General features: G+C 54.9%; 19 protein-coding genes and 1 tRNA gene. 13 read left to right on the forward strand and 7 right to left on the reverse strand.

Features of this window, described 5'->3' with window-relative positions:
• Positions 1 to 33: 33 nt before the first annotated feature.
• The 5 genes from FF011L_RS26835 to FF011L_RS12270 form a co-directional block, all read right to left on the reverse strand.
• Entirely contained in the window at positions 34 to 1,692 is a 1,659-nt protein-coding gene (locus FF011L_RS26835; RefSeq protein ID WP_145351939.1) for a DUF1080 domain-containing protein, read from the reverse strand.
• A gap of 818 nt (positions 1,693 to 2,510) precedes the next feature.
• The gene (locus FF011L_RS12250; protein ID WP_145351940.1) at positions 2,511 to 2,843 is read right to left on the reverse strand and encodes a tetratricopeptide repeat protein; all 333 of its coding nucleotides are present in this window, start codon (positions 2,841 to 2,843) and stop codon (positions 2,511 to 2,513) included.
• A 113-nt stretch (positions 2,844 to 2,956) separates the two neighbouring features.
• Positions 2,957 to 5,611 carry a pyruvate, phosphate dikinase gene (gene ppdK, locus FF011L_RS12255; protein WP_145351941.1) on the reverse strand — a complete coding sequence of 885 codons (2,655 nt, stop codon included), beginning with the start codon at positions 5,609 to 5,611 and terminating at the stop codon, positions 2,957 to 2,959.
• Positions 5,612 to 5,821: 210 nt separating this feature from the next.
• Complete coding sequence (locus tag FF011L_RS12260) at positions 5,822 to 6,865, reverse strand: helix-turn-helix transcriptional regulator (RefSeq protein WP_145351942.1); 1,044 nt, start codon at positions 6,863 to 6,865, stop codon at positions 5,822 to 5,824.
• A gap of 587 nt (positions 6,866 to 7,452) precedes the next feature.
• Positions 7,453 to 7,938, reverse strand: coding sequence for a Dps family protein (locus tag FF011L_RS12270; RefSeq protein WP_145351944.1), 486 nt, complete (start codon positions 7,936 to 7,938; stop codon positions 7,453 to 7,455).
• Positions 7,939 to 8,261: 323 nt separating this feature from the next.
• On the opposite strand from FF011L_RS12270, the gene FF011L_RS12275 reads away from it, so the two are divergent.
• From FF011L_RS12275 to FF011L_RS12290, 4 genes are all read left to right on the forward strand, one after another.
• Positions 8,262 to 8,714 carry a CsbD family protein gene (locus FF011L_RS12275; RefSeq protein ID WP_145351945.1) on the forward strand — a complete coding sequence of 151 codons (453 nt, stop codon included), beginning with the start codon at positions 8,262 to 8,264 and terminating at the stop codon, positions 8,712 to 8,714.
• A gap of 65 nt (positions 8,715 to 8,779) precedes the next feature.
• Positions 8,780 to 9,178 (forward strand): hypothetical protein, encoded by a 399-nt coding sequence (locus FF011L_RS12280; RefSeq protein WP_145351946.1) that lies wholly within the window; start codon positions 8,780 to 8,782, stop codon positions 9,176 to 9,178.
• 40 nt (positions 9,179 to 9,218) lie between these two features.
• Positions 9,219 to 9,419 carry a hypothetical protein gene (locus FF011L_RS12285; protein WP_145351947.1) on the forward strand — a complete coding sequence of 67 codons (201 nt, stop codon included), beginning with the start codon at positions 9,219 to 9,221 and terminating at the stop codon, positions 9,417 to 9,419.
• A gap of 49 nt (positions 9,420 to 9,468) precedes the next feature.
• Positions 9,469 to 9,945: a phage holin family protein gene (locus tag FF011L_RS12290; protein WP_145351948.1), complete on the forward strand. Its 477-nt coding sequence runs from the start codon at positions 9,469 to 9,471 to the stop codon at positions 9,943 to 9,945.
• A gap of 130 nt (positions 9,946 to 10,075) precedes the next feature.
• Here FF011L_RS12290 and FF011L_RS12295 read toward each other — a convergent pair whose 3' ends face one another.
• Positions 10,076 to 10,675 carry a glycosyltransferase family 2 protein gene (locus FF011L_RS12295; protein ID WP_145351949.1) on the reverse strand — a complete coding sequence of 200 codons (600 nt, stop codon included), beginning with the start codon at positions 10,673 to 10,675 and terminating at the stop codon, positions 10,076 to 10,078.
• A gap of 1,460 nt (positions 10,676 to 12,135) precedes the next feature.
• Between FF011L_RS12295 and hisI the strand changes: the two genes are divergently transcribed.
• Both hisI and FF011L_RS12305 read left to right on the forward strand, forming a co-directional pair.
• Positions 12,136 to 12,537 (forward strand): phosphoribosyl-AMP cyclohydrolase, encoded by a 402-nt coding sequence (gene hisI / locus FF011L_RS12300; RefSeq protein ID WP_145351950.1) that lies wholly within the window; start codon positions 12,136 to 12,138, stop codon positions 12,535 to 12,537.
• A 195-nt stretch (positions 12,538 to 12,732) separates the two neighbouring features.
• Entirely contained in the window at positions 12,733 to 13,194 is a 462-nt protein-coding gene (locus FF011L_RS12305) for a RidA family protein (protein WP_145351951.1), read from the forward strand.
• A 109-nt stretch (positions 13,195 to 13,303) separates the two neighbouring features.
• Here the strand turns inward: FF011L_RS12305 and FF011L_RS12310 are convergent, their stop codons facing one another.
• Positions 13,304 to 13,528, reverse strand: a complete 225-nt coding sequence (locus FF011L_RS12310; RefSeq protein ID WP_145351952.1) for a hypothetical protein — start codon at positions 13,526 to 13,528, stop codon at positions 13,304 to 13,306.
• A gap of 665 nt (positions 13,529 to 14,193) precedes the next feature.
• Between FF011L_RS12310 and FF011L_RS12315 the strand changes: the two genes are divergently transcribed.
• The 7 genes from FF011L_RS12315 (at position 14,194) to FF011L_RS12345 (ending at position 20,348) form a co-directional block, all read left to right on the forward strand.
• The gene (locus tag FF011L_RS12315) at positions 14,194 to 14,616 is read left to right on the forward strand and encodes a secondary thiamine-phosphate synthase enzyme YjbQ (protein WP_145351953.1); all 423 of its coding nucleotides are present in this window, start codon (positions 14,194 to 14,196) and stop codon (positions 14,614 to 14,616) included.
• Between the two features lie 872 nt (positions 14,617 to 15,488).
• The gene (locus FF011L_RS12320; RefSeq protein ID WP_315851708.1) at positions 15,489 to 16,616 is read left to right on the forward strand and encodes an aldose epimerase family protein; all 1,128 of its coding nucleotides are present in this window, start codon (positions 15,489 to 15,491) and stop codon (positions 16,614 to 16,616) included.
• Positions 16,617 to 16,757: 141 nt separating this feature from the next.
• A complete protein-coding gene (locus tag FF011L_RS12325) occupies positions 16,758 to 17,810 on the forward strand; it encodes a tRNA dihydrouridine synthase (protein ID WP_145351954.1) in 1,053 nt (350 codons plus the stop codon).
• 379 nt (positions 17,811 to 18,189) lie between these two features.
• The gene (locus FF011L_RS12330; RefSeq protein WP_218933167.1) at positions 18,190 to 18,717 is read left to right on the forward strand and encodes a shikimate kinase; all 528 of its coding nucleotides are present in this window, start codon (positions 18,190 to 18,192) and stop codon (positions 18,715 to 18,717) included.
• A gap of 555 nt (positions 18,718 to 19,272) precedes the next feature.
• Positions 19,273 to 19,345: transfer RNA gene (locus tag FF011L_RS12335), tRNA-Asn, on the forward strand.
• Between the two features lie 290 nt (positions 19,346 to 19,635).
• On the forward strand, positions 19,636 to 19,902 hold the full coding sequence (locus tag FF011L_RS12340; RefSeq protein WP_145351956.1) for a hypothetical protein: 267 nt from the start codon (positions 19,636 to 19,638) through the stop codon (positions 19,900 to 19,902).
• Entirely contained in the window at positions 19,899 to 20,348 is a 450-nt protein-coding gene (locus FF011L_RS12345) for an HNH endonuclease (protein WP_145351957.1), read from the forward strand. Before FF011L_RS12340 ends, FF011L_RS12345 begins: the two co-directional genes overlap by 4 nt.
• The last annotated feature ends 153 nt before the right edge of the window (positions 20,349 to 20,501 follow it).

Below are 20,501 nucleotides of genomic sequence, written 5' to 3' on the forward strand. Positions count from 1 at the left end.
TTTCGCTAACGACTTCGCTACGAAAGAGGGGCGTTACGCTTTTTTTTTTGCGTCGGTCGAAACGGTGGCCTTGCGTTGAATCTTGCGTCCCACTTTGGGCTGGGCTTCAGCCTTGGTGGCGCTGACCTTTTTGGCCGCTGGCTTGGGCTCGTCTTGGTTTTCTTCTAGCTGGGACCGTGAAGGGTCATCGGTTTTGACACCGTTTTCTGGCACGGTTCCGTGGGCCGTCCAGACGATCGCGTTAAGAACGGCGGTACGGAAATCTTGTTGACCCCAGTTCCAGTGGAAGTGACCGCCAGTGAACCCGAACCCACGTCCGCCACCGTCTCGTTCCGAAGCCCAAGCGACGTGCTGGATTTCGTTGTTAGCAACCGCTTTGCGGACCGCTGGATTGCCACTGTGCGGGCCGTCGGGACGACGTAGAGTTGTTTCAGGTGGGTGAGCGGAAAGGATCGGGGTGACGCCCTTCATGCCATCGCGAAATCGCATGTGGTAGTACCACTCGTCATTAATCGTGAACGGTTCGACGCCGCGAGAAATCGGGTGGTCGGGAAAGCTTTTGAATTCCGCGTCCCAGTGAGGGTTGACCGACCAATCGGCTTCAAAATATCCACCCATCCACTCCAGAAACGCGTCGCCAGGTTCTCCTTTAGGTGTTTCGACTCCGTAATGCAAACAGACCAGGCCAACGCCTTGATCCATCAGTTGATCAAATTCCTTCAGGTGAGGATTCAGCAGATGACGTTCACCACCGTCGCAGTAGACGACGACCGTATCGGCGTCTTTCAGGGCTTCAACGCCTTCTTCGGGCCAGCCTTGTCGAAAAACTTTGACGTCGTATCCGGGCATCGCTTCTTTCAGCGAATTGGCCAATAGCAGGCAACCTGCGTAGTGCTCATGCGAGCCATAACCGTGGCTCGGTTTCCCGGCCAAGAAAACGACTTTCTTGCCGTCCGATTTGTCGGCACTAACCTCTTTTTCGGCAGGAAGTTTTTTCAGACGGACATTACGGAATTGGACTTTCATCGGAGGACCCGCGTGGACTTGCAACGCCAGGATTCCGGTTGCACGACGCTCTTCAGCATCGTTGTCGATGCATTCGCTGGTCACTACACCATTGATTTTGTGCGTGAAGTGAAAACCATCGGCAACGACGGTGTACTCGTTCCAGTCTTCGCTTTTGATCTTCTTTTGGATCGCATCAGAATCACCGACCGAGGCGACCACGTTGACTTTGAATTTTCCGTCTTCGCGAGTCAATTCCGTTTTTTGACCGCGGTCGGCGAGGATCCCACGAAAACGTTCGCCGTAAAGGATGCCGGAGTAACGTTTGCCCGATTCGAAGTCGGCTTGATAGCCACCGACAACCCACTTCGATTCTTCTGGATCAACTTCAAAGCTCCGGTATTGAACTCCGGAATTTCCGCCGATCAGTTTGTATTCAAACTTGAGTTCAAAGTTTCCAACTTCACTGCCGCGATAGATCAGGAAAGTGTTTCCCTTCGTCGGTTTTTCGGCAGTCGTTTGGCCGGTGATCGCTCCATCTTCAACGCTCCAGAAAGCTGGGTTTCCGTCCCAGCCATCGAGAGTCTTGCCGTCGAAGATCGGCACGAAACCATCTTCGGCAAAGGTCGCCTTTGGAAGCGCGAAGGCGAGGGTCGCCAAGGAGAGTACTAACGCAAAGGTTCGCATGGCAGTTGCTGTTTACTCGCACCTGATTTAGGAAAACGAGCCTCAAGGTGGGAATGTGGGAGAACGCGACGTACGGCCAGACTAAAAGGCTAATCGATCGCCTTACTCCGGTCAACTTTTGCCGCTTTTTGGGGGGGGCGGGGGGTGGAGACACGGAGACACGGAGACACGGAGTTGGGAGTTGGGAGTTGGGAGTTGGGAGTTGGGAGTTGGGGGGGCGATTGTCCAGTGCCATCTACTTTCTTAGCGGAACGGAGCGAGCCGTCCGGCATTCGCTTTGAAAACACAATGAACCTGCCGGTCGGCTTGTGCCGATCCGCTAGGAATACCGTCCGCAGATGCCAAAGTAGATGGCATTGGGCGATTGCCCGACGGGCGGATTCATTGGTGACGTTTTTAACCCTGCCCATCCGAGTTTGAGTGCGGTGCTTTTAGCCCAGCGGGCGGCAGATATTTGCCGTTGGCGTAAGCCAACGGAAACCTTGCGTGCGTGCGCAGTTAAGCCCAGCGGGCGACAGACCAGAGTGGTTCTGTCGCCCGCTGGGCTTTCCTTTTTGCGATTCCCACTCCGGCGGCTGACGCCGCCGGCAAGTATCTGCCGCCCTCCGGGCTACGTTCAATCGGCCCCAGGGAGACTCGTCAACGGCTGTAAAGCCTTCATATATAGATTTCACATCCCGCGCGGAAGGCTACGTGCTTGCTTCGCTTCCCAATCGCACGACGGCCCGTGACGCGGTGGGGGAGCATTTCGGCAGCCAGGGATGCCCTGACTGCCTGCTTGCGAAATCTTGCGGAACCGTTTGAGTTGGCCGCCTTGATTAGCCTTCTAGTTCGCGGGCCTTTGCCATCGCGTCTTCGGCCAACTGGATGTATTCCTGCTCTTGGGTGCCTGCCCAGGCTCGTTGATAGGTGACGCTGAGGGCGGTGTAATTGAACGCGTCGGTAGGCTCCAGTTCGCAGGCCTTTTTGCCGTGTTCGATCGCTTCGGTATGTTGCCCGGTTTTGGTGTAAACGCGTGCCAGCGCCAGGTGCCCCAGCACGAAGGAGTCGTCTTGCTTGACGATCCCTAGCAGACCTTCGATTGCGGGTTGGTATTCTTCGTTGTCGATTAGCTTTTCGACTCGGTCGTACTCTTCATGAATATCGGTCATCGGGAATCTCTTGGGATCGTCTGATGGAAACGGAGGGATACAAAAAAATGCGGCGGACATCTCTGCCCGCCGCATTCAATCACTTGTTTAAAAGTGGCGGTCTTTCAAAGACCTTATTTGTTCAGTGCAGCTTGAGCAGCAGCAAGGCGAGCGATTGGCACTCGGAATGGGCTGCAGCTGACGTAATCCAGTCCGACGCGATTACAGAAATCGATCGACGCTGGTTCGCCACCGTGTTCGCCACAGATGCCGATTTTCAATTTCTTCTTGACGCTACGTCCCTTGGTGACTCCGATTTCAACCAACTGACCAACGCCAGCGACGTCGATCGACTGGAATGGGTCACATGGGAGAAGATCGTTTGCCAAGTAGTCAGGAAGGAACGTGTTGACATCGTCACGGCTGTAACCAAACGTCATCTGCGTCAGGTCGTTGGTGCCGAAGCTGAAGAAGTCGGCGTATTCGGCGACTTCGTCTGCGGTCAAAGCGGCACGTGGGATTTCGATCATCGTTCCGATCAAAATCTTCAGGTCGCCTTCGAATTTCTTCTGAGTGGTGACTTCTTCGATCGTGGCTTCAACGCGTTCGCGAAGAACTCGTAGTTCAGCAGCGGTTCCGATCAGTGGGATCATGATTTCCGGCTGAGCGTCGATGTTTTTGCCGGCACATTTAATGGCGGCTTCAACGATGGCGCGAACCTGCATTTCCAGGATTTCTGGATAGGTCACGCTCAAACGGCAACCACGGTGACCCAACATTGGGTTCGATTCGTGGAGCGATTCGGTGCGACGACGCACGTCGGCTGGCTTGACGCCAAGTTCCGCTGCCATTTCTTTCTGAGCCTTGTCTTCGTGAGGCAAGAACTCGTGCAATGGTGGATCCAACAGGCGGATCGTTACAGGGCATCCGTTCATGGCTTTGAAGATGCCTTCGAAGTCTTTCCGTTGGAACGGAAGCAGTTTCTTCAGGGCGGCACGACGGTCTTTTTCGTTGTCGGCCAAAATCATCGACCGCATGTGGGTGATGCGATCGCCTTCGAAGAACATGTGTTCGGTACGGCAAAGGCCAATGCCTTCGGCTCCGAAATCACGGGCTCGCTTGCTGTCCGCAGGCGAATCGGCGTTTGTACGAACTTTCAATGTGCGGAACTCATCGGCCCAGCCCATCAATTTGCTGAAGTCGCCCGACAGCGTTGGCTCTTGAGTTTCGACTTCGCCAGCCATCACTTCGCCGGTCGTTCCGTCCAAACTGAGGACATCTTTTTCTTTGAAGGTCCGTCCTGAAACGGTGATCTTCTTTGCTTTTTCGTCGATCTGAACATCGCCGGCTCCGGCGACGCAGCACTTGCCCCAACCACGAGCAACCACAGCGGCGTGACTGGTCATTCCGCCGGTGCTGGTCAGAATGCCGGTTGCAGCGTGCATGCCGTCGACGTCTTCAGGACTGGTTTCTTTACGAACCAGGATCACTTTTTCGCCTTCGGCCGCACGGGCTTTGGCGTCTTGAGCGTCAAACGAAAGCGTTCCAACAGCGGCACCTGGCGAAGCTGGCAAGCCGCGAGCCAAAACGTCGGCGGCGTTGCGAGCGGTCGTTTTGAAGCTTGGTAGAAGCAACTGAGTCAAATCGTTTGCTGGAACGCGAAGGACAGCTTCCTTCTTGTCGATCAGGTTTTCTTTGACCATGTCGCAAGCGATCTTGACCGCAGCGACTCCGGTCCGTTTGCCGGTACGAGTTTGCAACATGAAAAGGGTTCCCTTTTCGATGGTGAACTCGATGTCCTGCATCTCTTTGTAGTGAGTTTCCAAAGTGTCCTTGATTTCAAGCAGTTGCTTGTGGACAGCTTTGTTCCACTTGGGCATCTCAGCGACAGGTTGTGGGGTACGAATCCCTGCAACAACGTCTTCGCCCTGAGCATTGATCAGGAATTCGCCGAAGAACTTGTTTTCGCCGGTGTTTGGATTGCGGGTGAAAGCAACGCCTGTTCCCGAATCGTCGCCCATGTTGCCATAGACCATCGACTGAACGTTGACGGCCGTTCCCAGCAGTCCGCGAATGTTTTCGATTTGACGATAACTGACGGCTCGAGCGGTGTTCCACGATCCGAAAACCGCTTCAACGGCGAGCGAAAGTTGCTCGATTGGATCTTGAGGGAATGGCGTTCCCGCGTGCTTTTCGAATACCGTTTTGTACGCTTCGCACAATTCCTTCAGACCTTCTGCAGGAACGTCGGTGTCATCGCTAACTTTGTATTTCTTTTTGATCTTGTCGAAGGCAGCTTCGAACGTGTGGTGATCCATGCCCATGACAACGTCACCGAACATGTTGATCAGGCGACGGTAGGCGTCGTATGCAAAACGGGCGTTGTTGGTCTGCTTGGCAAGACCTTCGGTCGCGGCGTCGTTCAACCCTAGGTTCAGGATCGTGTTCATCATTCCGGGCATGCTGACGGCAGCTCCCGAGCGAACCGATACCAGCAATGGGTTGGCGTCGTCGCCAAATTTCTTCTTCAGTTCCTTTTCCATGATGGCAACTGCCTTGTTGACTTCTTCAATCAAGCCAGCAGGTAGTTTTTTGCCATTTTTGTAGTAGGAGTCACAAACTTCGGTCGTGATTGTGAATCCCGGAGGGACGGGCAGTCCGATAGCGGTCATCTCGGCTAGGTTCAAACCTTTTCCGCCGAGCAGGGATTTTGCTTTCCCGCGTCCTTCGGTCTTAGTTTTGCCGAAGTAATAGACCATTTTACTAGGAGAAGCCGCTTTTTTTGCCATGTTTTCCTCGAGGTTATGGATCAAGCCGCCAGTCAAGATCAACTGACGCTCAAAAGGTCCGTTAAAGCTCGTCGCTCCTTAACGGCGTAAATGCAACCGAAATCGGACGAGCCATTTGGGCACGAATTTAGAAAGCGGGTACCTGAACGTCAATGCTACGCAGGCAGGATTGACCGGTTAGGTTGTCCGGAACGGCCGGTCGAGCCGATTTTAATCTCCAGCTTGATCGCTGGCTCCCGCTGGTTTGCAGTACGCCTTGGCCAGTTTTTCGATCACTTCGGCGACCGCAGAACGGATCGAATCCGGCCCGACGACCTCCGCGTCCGCTCCCAAAGCCAAAACCTTCGGCAAAACTTCACGTGGATGTGAGGTCGGAACGGTCAGCAGGAAGCAATCATCCGACTGTTTTTCCAGTTGTTGTTCGGGGTGCCAAGGATCCTCGCGGACCCAGGCGGCCGCTCGCTTGCCAAGCCGAATGGTGACCGGAGTCGGGGAATCGCCCGAGAAAATCCCGATACTGTTCTTCAAATGCTTGGAAACGTCGACTTCGGGGTCCGGTTTGAACCACTCGTCCAAGGCGGTCGCTTTGTGAAAACGGTCCAGTTTCCAGTGCCGCATCCGCTGCTCGGGGTCGGTCACTTCCGCCGCCGCAGCGACCACGTAGAGGCTGGATTGGTAGACCGCCAAGCCATAGGGTTCGATCATCCGAGTCGTTATCGGGCGTCCGACGGACTCGTAATCGATCTCCAGGATCCGGTGCTCAGCGATCGCTCGATTGATCGTCCGCAGCATCCCTTCCTGTTTGTCATAAGATTTGGTGGGGCCGCCCATCACGTGGACACTGCGTCGAAACCGCTGGTAATGGTCCCAGACGCCATCGGGCATTTCCTCTTGGATTTTATTCCAAAAAGATTCGATTCCCTTCCAGTACTGAGTCCCGGCAAGCGGGAAAAGGAGATCCCGGCCGATTGAAAGCGCAATCAGCTCGGTCGCGGTCGCGGTGATCTTATGAACGCCCCGTTCGGTGCGGCCCAGCTTGTAGACTTTGCCACGCTGGAGAACTTCATCTTGGATGTCAAATCCAGCCGCCATCAAGGCTTCCAGGTCTCGGCGAACGGTCCGCTCATGGAGCGAACTCAAGCCAAGGTCTTGAACCAAGTCATCGCGGATCTCATCCAACGTCCGCCCAAACCTCGCCATTTCCAGCAGCTGCAAAATCTTGTGCTGACGAATCAATTGTTCATTGCGTGCCATCCGAAAAAGCCTCCCGCTGCGGACATCCAATAAGACACAATCTGTACGCCCGTAACTTTACCCAGCCTCTAGGGACAAAGAAAGGGAGTCGGGAGTCGGGAGTCGGGAGTCGGGAGTCGGGAGTCGGGAGTCGGGAGTCGGGAGTCGGGAGTTGGGAGTTGGGAGTTGGGAGTTGGGAGTTGGGAGTTGGGAGTTGGGAGTTGGGAGTTGGGAGTTGGGAGTTGGGAGTTGGGAGTTGGGAGTTGGGAGTTGGGAGTTGGGAGTTGGGAGACACGGAGACACGGAGTTGAGTACTTTGATCATTGTTGACGAGGAAAAATCCACAAACGGGCATATCCCAGCTTTCAAAGCAGTAATCTTAGACCGCAACCCCAACGTCCCCGCGCCGCCTTCACTCCTTCACTCCTTCACTCCTTCACTCCTTCACTCCTTCACTCCTTCACTCCTTCACTCCTTCACTCCTTCACTCCTTCACTCCTTCACTCCTTCACTCCTTCACTCCTTCACTCCTTCACTCCTTCACTCCTTCACTCCTTCACTCCTTCACTCCTTCACTCCTTGTCTCCTTGTCTCCCCGCTCCGCTCCGCTACACCTCCTGCGATTGGACCATCCATAGATGCTTCTCTAGACCCGCTGAGATTCCGATGCAGAGGTCTTCGCTGATCGGGTCTAGGTCGCCTAGTTTTGCGATCGAGTTTCTTAGTTGATCGACGGTCGTCTTTAGAGCGTCGGCGACCAGGGAAACCGTGGTGGGCGCTTTCTGGAATCCCTCGGGGTATTTTTTTAGTTTTGATTTGTCGCTTACCGTCGACGAGCGACCGTCGGGCGCCGCGCCAAGTGTGCTAATCCGCTCTGCGATTTCGTCGCTGCCTTCGCGAACGGATTCGATGATCTCATCTAATTGAAGATGGACCGATCGGAAACCTCTCCCCACAACGGACCAATGAGCCTGCTTTAGGAAGAGGGCTAGATCGATCACGGTGACTAAGTTTGCCTGCAGCAATCCGACGACTTTCTTCTGTTGGTCGGCGGGCAAAATCTCGCGTTTCATTGTTTTTTTGTTGGTCGCCATTCAATTGGGCCTTCTAAAAAGTGGTGTAAAAGTCAAACGGATTCTAGGTGGTCGATGTCGATTGGGCATCTCTATCCGTATGGCGAGGAGCGTTCTCTTTTGACTCCTCTGACCGATTTCCAGGCAAGATGATCGGTTGGAATGCGAATCTTGATTGGATTGCGCGAAAAACCATCCAAGCCTCTGTTTTCGGCTTGTTGGTACGGATATTGCATATCCCGTACCTCTGAAAGCAGAAATTGCAAACGGACGATTTTCTTTCGCAATCGCGACGTATATTCGCAAACCGGGCGATTCAGCATTTACCTCTAAAGGAATCAGACATGTCGACGAAGGAAGAGCTAAAAGGCCAGTGGAACGAAGTCAAAAGCCGCCTGCAGGAACGTTGGGGGCAATTGACCGAAAACGATTTTCAGCAACTTCGCGGCGAAGCGGGTGAGCTGGTTGGTGTGGTTCAGCGAAAAACCGGAGCGTCGAAGCAAGAGATCGAAGCGTTTATCTCGGACGTCGCTCAGCGAGGCGAAAGCTTTGGTCAAACGGTCGCAAGTAACGCCCAGCAATACGCCGGCGACGCTCAGGAAATGGCCGGTCAGTACGCTGACGAAGCGGCTCGTTACGCTCGTGAAGGTTACGGCCGGATCGCGGAGGCGAGTGGCGATCTGTCGAAGAAACTGGCTCGTACCGTCCGCGAACGTCCAGCCGAATCACTGGCGATCGCTTTCGGTGCCGGGATTCTAGCGGGCGCCGTTCTGCTGATGGGCCGGCGGAACCGCTAAATCCGTTTTAACCGCATCGCACTCCTTCCATTTGTTTCACAACAGCGAGAACGAAAGATTTCAACGTGGCAACCTCGGTGACCGAAAAGCAAGCAGCTGCCATCCGCCAGAAAATGGCGGAGATCCGTACAGGTCTCCCCGATGGCATGGATGAAGTGCGTGAAGAGGTCAGCAACTTGACCGATTGGAAATTTTACGTTCGTAAGTATCCATTGGTCGTGTTACCCGCGGTTGCGGTCGCTGCCTACATGGTCGTTCCGCCCATCGTGAAATCATCGACAGGACGGGCAACCGGTCAACGCGACTCGGTAGCAAGCGATCGTTCCGAAGAGACGCCTGTTGTCAAAACTTCGCTGCTGGCGGGGTTTGCCGGAGCCGCTTTTCGGTTCGGTGCGAGGACCGCGGTGACTCTTGCTTTGAACCACGTTTCAAGAATGGCGCAAAAAAACGATGATCGCTTTTGATAGATCCCCAGCCGAAAACTCCCGCACAGGAAATTTCCCCATGGGAGATCCCCACTTGGAAACGCTCGAACGGAATGACCGATGTCGCCCGCCAGCCGGGATCGCATCGCCATCCGATCGAATGAACCGTTTTCCTTCCAGCGTGCAAGATGTGTTGGAACGACACCCGGTTGTAGTGGTCGCTGCGGTGGCGGCACTCGGTTTAACCGTCGGTTGGATCGTCAAACGGGGAATCCGCTAAGGCGGTCTTCTTGTTGTTGCTCTCTCCTCCCCCAATAAACGGTAATTCAATGCAACCCGACTCCGGCTTTAAGCGTGTCATCAGGGACGTCGCCGATCTATTTGATCTGCAAGTTCAGTTGTTCACGCTGGATAGTCGTGATGCGATGCGGCAGATCGGAATCGCGTTGGTGGTTACGCTACTGGCCACCTGCATTTTTATGACAACCTTGACCGGTTCCTTGTTTACAGGAGCTTGGGCCCTGCATGAGTATGCCGGTTGGACGATGGCCCAAGGGGTCGGCACGATGTGCCTAGTCGGATTGGCGCTGACTCTAGGAGCGGCTGGTTACGCATATCGTTTGCTCGTTCGAGCATTGGCTTCGCTGGATGAACCGAAGCGGGAATTGGTGGAGAACCTACGTTGGCTGAAGGCCGTGATTGTCGAACCCAATACGTCTGCAAGGAATCAACTTCGCCGCGACTCTTTCCAAGATCCGTACGCCTCGGCGGGGCCGAGTATTCCGCCAGGGGATAACCGATTTTAGTGGGAGTTTTGAGTTTTGAGTTTCGCGGTGATTCTCTTTCCCTATCGAAAAGCGATGGACGCATCCAACCGCATTTCGGTCTGATACGGGCCACACAGTCCAAGACATAACCGGCCTGATCCTATCGGGCCTATGCGGACGCGCGGCTTGCGTACTCGCTGCTATCCGACGCGATCAGCTGCCCGGAGTGCAACTGAAGACGTTTACCGTTGGGGCCTGCCAACTGCTGCAGGTGGCTGCGGCGGATCATCTGCAGTCCAGGAGCGTACGTCGTTCGGTAATGGAGGTCCGCGTTCGTGCCGGCGGCCCGCAACCGACGTTCTAGAGGCCCCTCGATTTCTTGAGGCACCGTTTGCAGTCGAGCCGCCACGATCGAAGAGTCACTACTTGTCGCGTAGAGTTTGCAAAAGTCTTCGATCACCATCGGCGTGTCACTCTCCTGGATAAAGATCAACTCTCCGGTCGCTCTCTCCAGGCCCGTCTGTCCCGCCGCCTCTAAGCCCCGGGGACGCACATGCCGCATCACTCGCAGTTCCGGGTGACGAAGCCGTAGCGAATTGACGGCGGGGGTTGTGCGGTCCATGCTGCCGTCGTCCACAATGATCAGCTCGACCGTCTCGTCAACCACATCGGCAACCAGCGTCAGTACCCGCCAGACTTCGTTTGCGATCCGAGGCTCTGCATTGCGAACCGGCAGAACGATTGACAGTTTTGTTGGGAGAGATGGCATCGCTTAACGGTTCCTTTACGTGTCGGAGGGCAATCCATTCAAAGGACTACATCGACAAGCGACGCAGTGCGACCTAATCGCATGCAAAACTTTCACGTTTACGGCACCTGTAGCGATCCCGCGGAGTCTCCGGATTGTCTCGCAATGCAGTGAGATCCCCTAAACCGCCCTGGTAAGTGTCGCCTTTCAATCCGCGAAAGTACGTCCCTTTGGAGCATTTTTCGCGGTTGAAATATTTCCCGGTTTTGGTTCTGGCTGGGAGCCGCGCCTGCTAATTTTTACAACCGCGAAACACACGAAATATGCGAAAGAGAGTTTCCTGAGGGACGTGCGATTTATACGTCGGCGGTTTACCAGAGGATTGCAGTGATGTGGCAAGAGGCCAAAATCCGAACCTGCTGCGACATATTCGCAACCTATAAGTTGCACGTCCCAAAGGAATGAAATCATTTTTCGAATCGCTTCCTTCTTTCGCGTCTTCTGCGTTTTTCGCGGTTGAAATATTTCCCGGTTTTGGTTCTGGCTGGGAGCCGCGCCTGCTAATTTTTACAACCGCGAAATACACGAAATACGCGAAAGAGAGTTTCCTGGGGGACGTGCGATGTATACGTCGGCGGTTTACTAGAGGATTGCAGTGATGTGGCAAGAGTCCAGAATCCCAACCCGCTGCGACTTATTCGCAACCTATAAATCGCACGTCCCAAAGGAATGAAATCATTTTTTGAATCGCTTCCTTCTTTCGCGTCTTTTGCGTTTTTCGCGGTTGAAATATTTCCCGGTTTTGGTTCTGGCTGGGAGCCGCGCCTGCCATTTTTTACAACCGCGAAATACACGAAATACGCGAAAGAGAGTTTCCTGAGGGACGTGCGATTTATACGTTGGCGGTTTACGAGAGGATTGCAGTGACGTGGCAAGAGTCCAAAATCCGAACCCGCTGCGACTTGTTCGCAACCTATAAATCGCACGTCCCAAAGGAATGAAATCATTTTTTGAATCGCTTCCTTCTTTCGCGTCTTTTGCGTTTTTCGCGGTTGAAATATTTCCCGGCTTTGGTTCTGGCTGGGAGCCGCGCCTGCCAATTTTTACAACCGCGAAATACACGAAATACGCGAAAGAGAGTTTCCTGAGGGACGTGCGATTTGTACGTTGGCGGTTTACGAGAGGATTGCAGTGATGTGGCAAGAGGCCAAAATCCGAACCCGCTGCGACTTGTTCGCAACCTATAAATCGCACGTCCCGAGCGAACGGCAACAAGACTATTCGTGACGGTTTGCCAGCCTGTCCACGCTCTGGCAAGTCTAGCTACGGGTGCGGTATTGCCAGGAGCGATGGCACCATGTTGCGAGCTCCGGCGGCCCGGCCTATCGTACCAGGTGTTGTCCGCTCGACGTTTTTCCAGCGAGCTCCGCGATCGAGTAGGCTGGACTCTGTCTCTCATTCCGCTTTCCTGTCGACGACCTATGTCTCTCCCTGCTGATTCCCCGGCACTTCCTGATTTCTCACGCGGCCATAACGGTCTCTTGCCTGCGATCGCGCAGGACGCCGACAACGGCGATGTCTTGATGCTGGCCTGGATGAACGAAACGGCTTGGCGTCAGACGCTTGAAACCGGCAAGGCAACCTATTTCAGCCGCTCAAGAAATTCGATTTGGTGCAAAGGGGAGACCAGCGGGCACGTTCAAGAAGTGGTGGAAGCTCGGATCGACTGCGATGCGGACACGATTTTGCTTCGCGTTCGTCAGGCCGGAGCCGCCTGTCACGATGGCTACCGGAGCTGTTTCTACCGGACTCTCTCCGCCGATTCCAAGGTGCAGATCAACGCGGAAGTCTTGGTCGATCCCGATTCGGTCTACAAGAAATAGTCGTCGGATGCATGGGGCGACGAACGGTCGGCCGGTCCTACTGGGCAAGGGGGCGGTCCTGCTTCCATTCTCGGACCACCCTTTTCAGCACTGCCATCATCGGCCACGATAAGCGACTTGCCAAAATTTTGGGGGTTGGCCGATCGGCGCGGCCCCTGTCCTCCCTATCTCAACCATGACAAGGTAGAACCCGCCATGAGTGCTGATGCGCAACTAAAAACCTTAGGTATCGAACTGCCCGAAGGCCCAAAACCGATCGGCGTCTACAAATCGATCGTCGTTACCGGCGGAATGGCTTATCTGTCGGGCCACGGGCCGCTTCAGGCTGACAAGACGTTGATCACCGGGCGTCTTGGTGAAGACATGGACGTTCAAGCCGGCTACGACGCCGCTCGTCTAACAGGCCTGGGCATGCTGGCCACGCTTCGCAACGAACTGGGAAGCCTGGACCGCGTGGTACGGTTGGTCAAATTGCTTGGCTTGGTTCGCAGCACCGACGATTTCGACCAACAGCCAGCGGTTATCAATGGCTGCAGCGAACTCTTCCGTGACGTCTTCGGCGAAGAAAACGGCGTTGCCGCTCGAAGCGCCCTCGGAACCAATTCGCTTCCGGGCAAGATCTGTGTCGAAATCGAAGCGATTTTTGAAGTTAAATAGTCAAATCGCTGAAACGATTTCGCCCCGCGATGGTCAGCGCATAAAAAAACGTCACCGCAAGTTTGACTTGCGGTGACGTTTTTGCTGTCCGGTTAGGACTGCCGAGAACTTATTCGCGTGGGCGAATCGCTCCGGTCAGGCCGCTGTAATCGATCCGGTCTTCGTAGTGCCAAAGTGGCTGACCGCTTTCAACGCGGCTACGAAGAACTTCGATCTTTTCCGACGATCCGGCAGGAGCGTCAGTGCGGTTGAACTCGTCATTTTCGTTTGGGACGAAGTCTTCGTCGTGTCCATAACGCAAAATGGCTTCAAATACGTTCTTGCAGTTGTTCATCATTCAGTCCCTTAAAAGTGGGGCTAGAGGATTGGGAGATATATGTGGGTGTTCGATTAATTAAGCGGGAGCTTTCGACGCAACCCGAAAATGTTAGATAGGGAGCCAAGCGGGCGAAAACTTTTTGTTTTAATCAGATGAAGTAGAACGTGAGCGTCCTGGTTTCAAGCCCGTCGTGCTTGGTATGCCTAGAGTATCGCCGAGAATTCCATTAGGTCAAGAAAAATGTCGTTGCCCAGTGACTGAATCAAGCCTTGGCACGGCATCCTTGTACGGAAGAAAGACCGCCGATATGCCCTGTTTTGTCCGGAAAACCCTTGCTTGGTAGATTCCTCCCCCCCGACCCACTTCACCTAGCTTGAAACCGAGTCTGAACTTCGCAAGGGTAGGGATCATTCCTCTAAACGCATGATATGGATCGTTCATGCCGCGTTCCGTGGACATAGACCCTCTTGGTGCGGAGTTGCTTTCAGGTGGGCGTCAACCCTACTTGCAAAATTTATGGGGATTTTCACTAAATCTTGATTCGGGTTAAACCTAGCCATATCGGCCCTCAAAAAATATTTTGGAAAAGATCCTTTTTCGTTTTGACAGATTTGAGATCGCGTGCCCTCAATACTGGTTTTCTTGATAACGCTTCCCTATTTCGCCCGATCGGACCGCCCATGTGGACACATACTGAAATTCGACTTCCCGCTTTCCCTCGAGGCTTCCACTTGGTGACTCGGCACGTTCTAGCGGCGATTGACGATCTGGAGACCGTCGAAGTTGGCCTGCTGCATTTGTTCATCCAGCACACAAGTGCCTCGCTAACGCTGAATGAAAACGCCGATCCCACGGTCCGAGTCGATTTCGAGACCGCCATGAACCACCTGGTCCCCGAAAGCTTGCCCTACGAACACACGCTGGAAGGACCGGATGACATGCCGGCCCACGTGAAAGCTTCCCTGATGGGCAACAGTCTGACGCTGCCGATCTATAGAGGCCGCCTAAGCCTGGGGATCTGGCAAGGGATCTATCTCTGCGAGCATCGCGACCACGCAGGCTCGCGAAGTTTAATCGCAACCATCCACGGCGAAACAAAATAGAGAAACTCGCTCGCCCCAAACCTCTCTTCCTAGCAACACGCCGCAAGCCGTCCGGCCCAATCCGCGTCCTACCCCACAAACCGGCCGGACGGCTCGCAGCGTTCTTTCCTAGCGGAAGCGGCTTGTTGATTTGATTGAAGGCGGAGGAAAATTTTAGCCTTTTGCTCTGGGCAAGTAGCTTTTAAGGAGCGTTCTTTAGCGGGGGACGTGACATCACGTAGATGAAGGGCTTGCAGCCGTTAAGGGTTTGCAGCCGTTAACGAGTCTTCCTGGGGCCGAGTGAACACGTAGCCCGGAGGGCGGCAGATACTTGCCGGCGGTGTAAGCCGCCGGAGCGGGAATCGCGAAAAGGAAAGCCCAGCGGGCGACAGAACCACTCTTGTCTGTCGCCCGCTGGGCTAAAAGCACCGCACTCAGACTCGGCTGGGCAGGGAAAACTCTATAACTGAAGGGTTTGCAGCCGTTGACGAGTCTTCCTGGGGCCGAGTGAACACGTAGCCCGGAGGGCGGCAGATACTTGCCGGCGGCGTCAGCCGCCGGAGTGGGGGTCGCGAAAAGAAAAGCCCAGCGGGCGACAGAACCACTCGTGTCTGTCGCTCGCTGGGCCTATTTGCGCACGCCGCAAGCCGTCCAGCCCGATTCCTCTCCCACCCCACAACCGGCCGGACGGCTCGCGCCGTTCCGCTAAAAAACTCAATACTCAAACCTGCCGCATCGCGTTACTCCTTTCGCTTAATCCACCGACCCCTGAACGTCCAATGGCGTTGATTTCCGAATCGGTTTAGGATTACGCCGCTTTTTGCTGCTAGCCTGATCGACTGGGCAGGCAATACAAAAAATACAAAACTCTTGGTTACCAAAGGGCAGATCCGATGTTGCGGACTCGACTGTGGGGCGTGCTTCTCCTCTGTTTCCTTGGATCCGTGGTTCCGGCAAATTTACTCGCGAAGGATACGACAGTGAAGATTGAATCGTCTGCTTGGGGAAAGACCTCCGATGGGACTCCGGTTACCCGCTACGTTTTGACCAATTCACACGGCAACAGCGTCGGCCTGACCGACTGGGGAGCCACGTTGCTGGAGGTGATCGTTCCCGACCGTGACGGGAAAAAAGCCAACGTGAATCTCTCTTTTGATTCTCTGGACGGCTACCTAGGCTCGCACCCGCATTTTGGTGGGACCATTGGGCGGTTCGCTAACCGGATCGCCAAAGGGCATTTCGAAATCGATGGCAAATCGTATTCGCTGGTAATCAACAACGGACCGAACCATCTGCATGGCGGTAATACCAGTTACGACCATCGGATGTGGAGCTGCGAAACGTTTGAAGAAGCAGCGGGGGCCGGAGTTCGCTTTACGCTGGTCGATCCCGACGGCTATGAAGGTTATCCCGGGAATCTGACCGTCGTCACCGAATATCGCTGGAACGACGCCAATGAACTGACGATCCAGTTCACCGCAACGACCGACGCGGCAACGCACGTCAATCTGACGAACCACAGCTATTGGAATTTGGCCGGAGCTGGTAGCGGGTCCGCGATGGGGCATGTGGCGGCCATCGAAGCGGACGAACTTCTGGACGTCGATGAGACGCTGATTCCGACGGGAACGTTTAACAGCGTCGAAGGAACTGTCTTTGATTTCCGCAAACCGACCGCGTTTGGTGATCGAGTCGACCAACTGCCAGCGACCAGCGGGTACGACCACTGCTACGTCGTCCGAGGCACCGTAGGGGAACTGCGAGCGGCAGCCCGAGTCGTCGAGCCCAAAACAGGCCGAGTCCTCGAGATCGAAACGACTCAGCCCGGCATGCAGCTCTACACCGCCAATCACCTGCCCGGAAACGATTCGTCCGCGGGCGCCGGAGGCCACGAAGCCTTTTGCTTAGAGACTCAAGGCTATCCCGACGCCCCCAACAAACCAACCTTTCCAACAACGCTCCTAAAGCCAGGCGAGACCCTAAAAGAAACCACCATCCACCGATTCTCGGTAGACAACTAAAAAGAGGGAACCACACGCAACAAGGCAGCAGCCGAAAAACCTGCCAAACCCCAAGGAGACACACAAATCTCCGTGTCTCCGTGTCTCCCAACTCCTTCACTCCTTCACTCCCAACTCCTTCACTCCCAGCTCCCAACTCCCATGCCCCTCCCCCCGTTCCGAATAGGCAACGTCGCGATCGACTTCCCCGTCGTGCAGGCCGCGTTGTCTGGCTACAGCGATCTACCGATGCGGTTGATCGCGCGCGAATTCGGAGCTGGTTATTCGGTCTGCGAGGTGATGCTGGACCAGTTTTTGTTGGCGGTCAAGAAGCGGCAGAAGACCAAGCACTTCCTGGACATTCACCCGGACGAACATCCCGTTGGCGGCCAATTGATGGGCGCCGAACCGGAACAGTTTGCCGCGGGGGCTTTGCGGTTGGTCGAGGCGGGGTTCGATGTGATCGACATCAATTTCGGCTGCCCTGTCAAAAAGGTGTTGGGAAGGTGTCGAGGCGGTTTTCATTTGTCGCAGCCCGCCGTCGCTATCGAGATCATTCAGCGAACTCGTGATCTGGTTCCCGACTCCATTCCCGTGACGGTGAAGATGCGCCGTGGGATCGACGATTCTTCGGAAGCCCGAGACCAATTTTTTCGGATTCTCGATGGAGGTTTCGCCGCCGGCTTGGCGGCCGTCACGGTCCACGGGCGGACGGTCGAGCAGCGGTACATCGGTCCCAGCCGCTGGGAGTTTTTGAAAGAGGTGAAGCAGCACCTTGGCAAAGACCGGATCGTGCTGGGAAGCGGCGATCTGTTTACCGCCGAATCGTGCATACAGATGATGCAGGAAACGGGCATCGACGGAGTCACGGTAGCCCGAGGAGCGATCGGGAATCCGTGGATCTTCCAACAGGCTCGAGCCTTAGCGGCGGGGCAGCCGATGCCACCGCCGCCCACGTTGCACCAACAGGCCGCCGTCATCGAACGCCACTTCCAGTTGTGCGAACAAACCTACGGAGAGGCTCGAGGCCCACTGTTGATGCGGAAGTTCTGCATCAAGTACACCGCTAGCCACCCCGACGGCGACACCGTCCGAGCCCGCTACACCAAGATGCGAACAAGAGAAGATTTTGCAGCCATCTTGGCCGACCACTATGGCGAAGACGGACCAGGCCAATACGTCTCAGCATCCATCCACAAGCAGCAGTCAGAATAGATGCCCAAGTAGGATAGGCTGCCAGCCTGTCGATTCAATCGAGTCCGCAGACGAGTGTCCCCTTTCGCTCCGTGAAAGTAGCGTTAAGCACACATCCTTTCGTGGAGCGAAAGGCGGCACGCACGAAATCGACAGTCTGCATAGCCAGCAGGAATGCTACCCATCGATCAGCTCAACGTCGCCCGTGCAAATAGCACGACGAGCCATCCTTTAGTACGCGATAAAACATGGATAAGGCTGTCAGCCAAAGTTTGCAGTTCGGGACAATTTGAACAAAGACCAAGACCGTCCCCGATCCATTGCCGTCTCATACAAAAATTATCACCCCGCTAGCCGCAGCGTTTTTTCGTTCAATCATCGATCCGCCATGGAATCCAACATGACAGCTCAGCATCTTTACTTAACCGGCTATCGCGGCTGCGGGAAGAGTTCCGTAGCAAGGTCGCTAGGAATGCAATTGGGCGTCGACGTCATCGATTTGGACGAGGCGATCACCGAAGAGGCGGGCAAGACGATCCCCGAAATTTTTGCCACTGAAGGCGAAGCCGTTTTTCGAGACCTAGAGACAAAGGTATTGGCGGCGTTGGCAGATCGTCCCAACAGCGTCGTAGCCCTTGGAGGCGGCGCGATCCTGAGACCCGAGAACCGAGCTCAAATAGCAAGGAGCGGCCGCTGCGTCTGGCTGCAGGCGACTCCCGAGACGTTAGCCGCAAGGATCGCCGTCGATGAAGCGGAGGGCCCCGTCCGTCCCAGCCTGACCGGCAAGTCGCCAGTAGAAGAGGTCGCCGAAGTCTTAGCATCCAGAATCGACCAATACGCATCCGCCGCCGATTACCAAGTCACCGTAGACGAAGCCAAGATCGAAGAAATCGCCGAAGCCATCCTAGACTGGCTAGACCAGCAATAACCACTCTTCATAGCGGAACGGCGCAAGCCGTCCGGCCTCCCCGCACCAATCCAAAACGAAAACCAAAACCACTCTTCTTAGCGGAACGGCGCAAGCCGTCCGGCCGCGCACCCCAATCGCCAACCACCCCCAAAGGCGATCCCCGCACCAATCCAAATCCAAAACCACTCTTCTTAGCGGAACGGCGCAAGCCGTCCGGCCGCGCACCCCAATCGCCAACCACTCCCAAGAATCCACCGCTGCGTCATCTTTCCCCCACTGAAGAATCCCCCACACACCAGAAACATCCAACCACCGAATCAAACCCAACCAAACAACCGAGCTCTATCAGCACCAAAAATCATCTCCACTGCGAACCAAACAGCGTGATTCGGGTCAAAAGAGAGTCCCCCGGAGTGAAAAGGGAGCATCAAGAGCCCCAATCAGGGGTTGACAAAAAAAAGAATCCCGTTGAATCGCAGAAAAAAGGTTGGCGATATTGCAGGCACGCGACCGATCGATTAAATTCCCACGCATGACAAGACAAGGGCGACCGAGTCGAGTCAATTGCTACAATCCCCTGTAGCTCAGTTGGTAGAGCAGGCGGCTGTTAACCGCCTTGTCGCAGGTTCGAGTCCTGCCGGGGGAGCTGTTCCGCAAAGTTGCAAAACGAGGCGGAGCGAAGAAGCTTAAAAAGCCGAGATTTACATCTCGGCTTTTTTGCTTGGTAAACGGTGTTTCAAGTCTTTAAATGGTCCTCGCCGCTTGTCAATCAACCGTTTTGGGGCAAGCGAGAGTGCCTGGGGTAAAGCGGTGCGGGAAGTCCGAAACCGTTTCTCCCAGAAGATGGTTTCGGGACGCTCTGGGAGAACAAAAAAATGTTCTTCCTTGATTCGAACACGAGTAGAATAGAAGGTTTGACTTGCGAAGGAGTTTTCGATGTCGACCGCACCTGCACCCTCCACGCTGTTCGATGAAATCGCAACCCTGTTTGCCTCCGCGCCATCGCCAGCCAGCATTCTCGAATTTCGGCCTTCCCGCTCGTCGATCGACCGGGCAAATCGACTGCTGGAGCTAAATCGTGAAAACGCTCTCGACCAAGCATCACGCAGCGAGCTTGAACAGTTCGAACAAGCCGAGCTACTGATGCGTTTAGTCAAAGCCAGGATCCGGGTCAATCAAAGCAAAGAACGACCGCCTCGATGAGCGAGTACGTTCCTGCACCGCTACGCCGTGCGATCCGCCAGCGCGCAAACCAGCACTGCGAGTACTGTCTGATCCACGAAGACGACGTGTTGTTGTCTCACGAACCGGATCACATCATTGCGACTAAGCACGGTGGCAAGACGAGCGAAGCAAACCTCGCCTGGACCTGTTTTCTTTGCAACCGTGCCAAAGGAAGCGATATCGCCTCGATCGATCCGGAAACGAACGAGATCGTGCGACTATTCTCTCCTCGAAGCGAAGCTTGGGAGACGCACTTCGATTTACAGTCCAACGCAAACGTTTTGGGCAAAACGCCCATCGGCCGTGCAACCGTGGCTCTCTTAAAACTAAATCGAGTTCCGCAGGTCGAAATTCGAAGAACGCTAATGGATGCAGGACTCTACCCACCATTGGACGATTCATCGATGTCGGACGAATCGTTGTAAAGCGATCGAGACAATCATGGCACGGACCTGCACAATTCAGCAGCAAGAGGTCCAGCAGCATTCATTTCACTTAGCGACGGACGCCGGGAATTCTAATTTCGTTTGGTCGTGACTTCGACAATCAGAGTGACTTCGCGTCAAACACGCTACTGA

It is taken from the genome of Roseimaritima multifibrata, assembly GCF_007741495.1.
GTDB classification, from domain to species: Bacteria; Planctomycetota; Planctomycetia; order Pirellulales; family Pirellulaceae; genus Roseimaritima; species Roseimaritima multifibrata.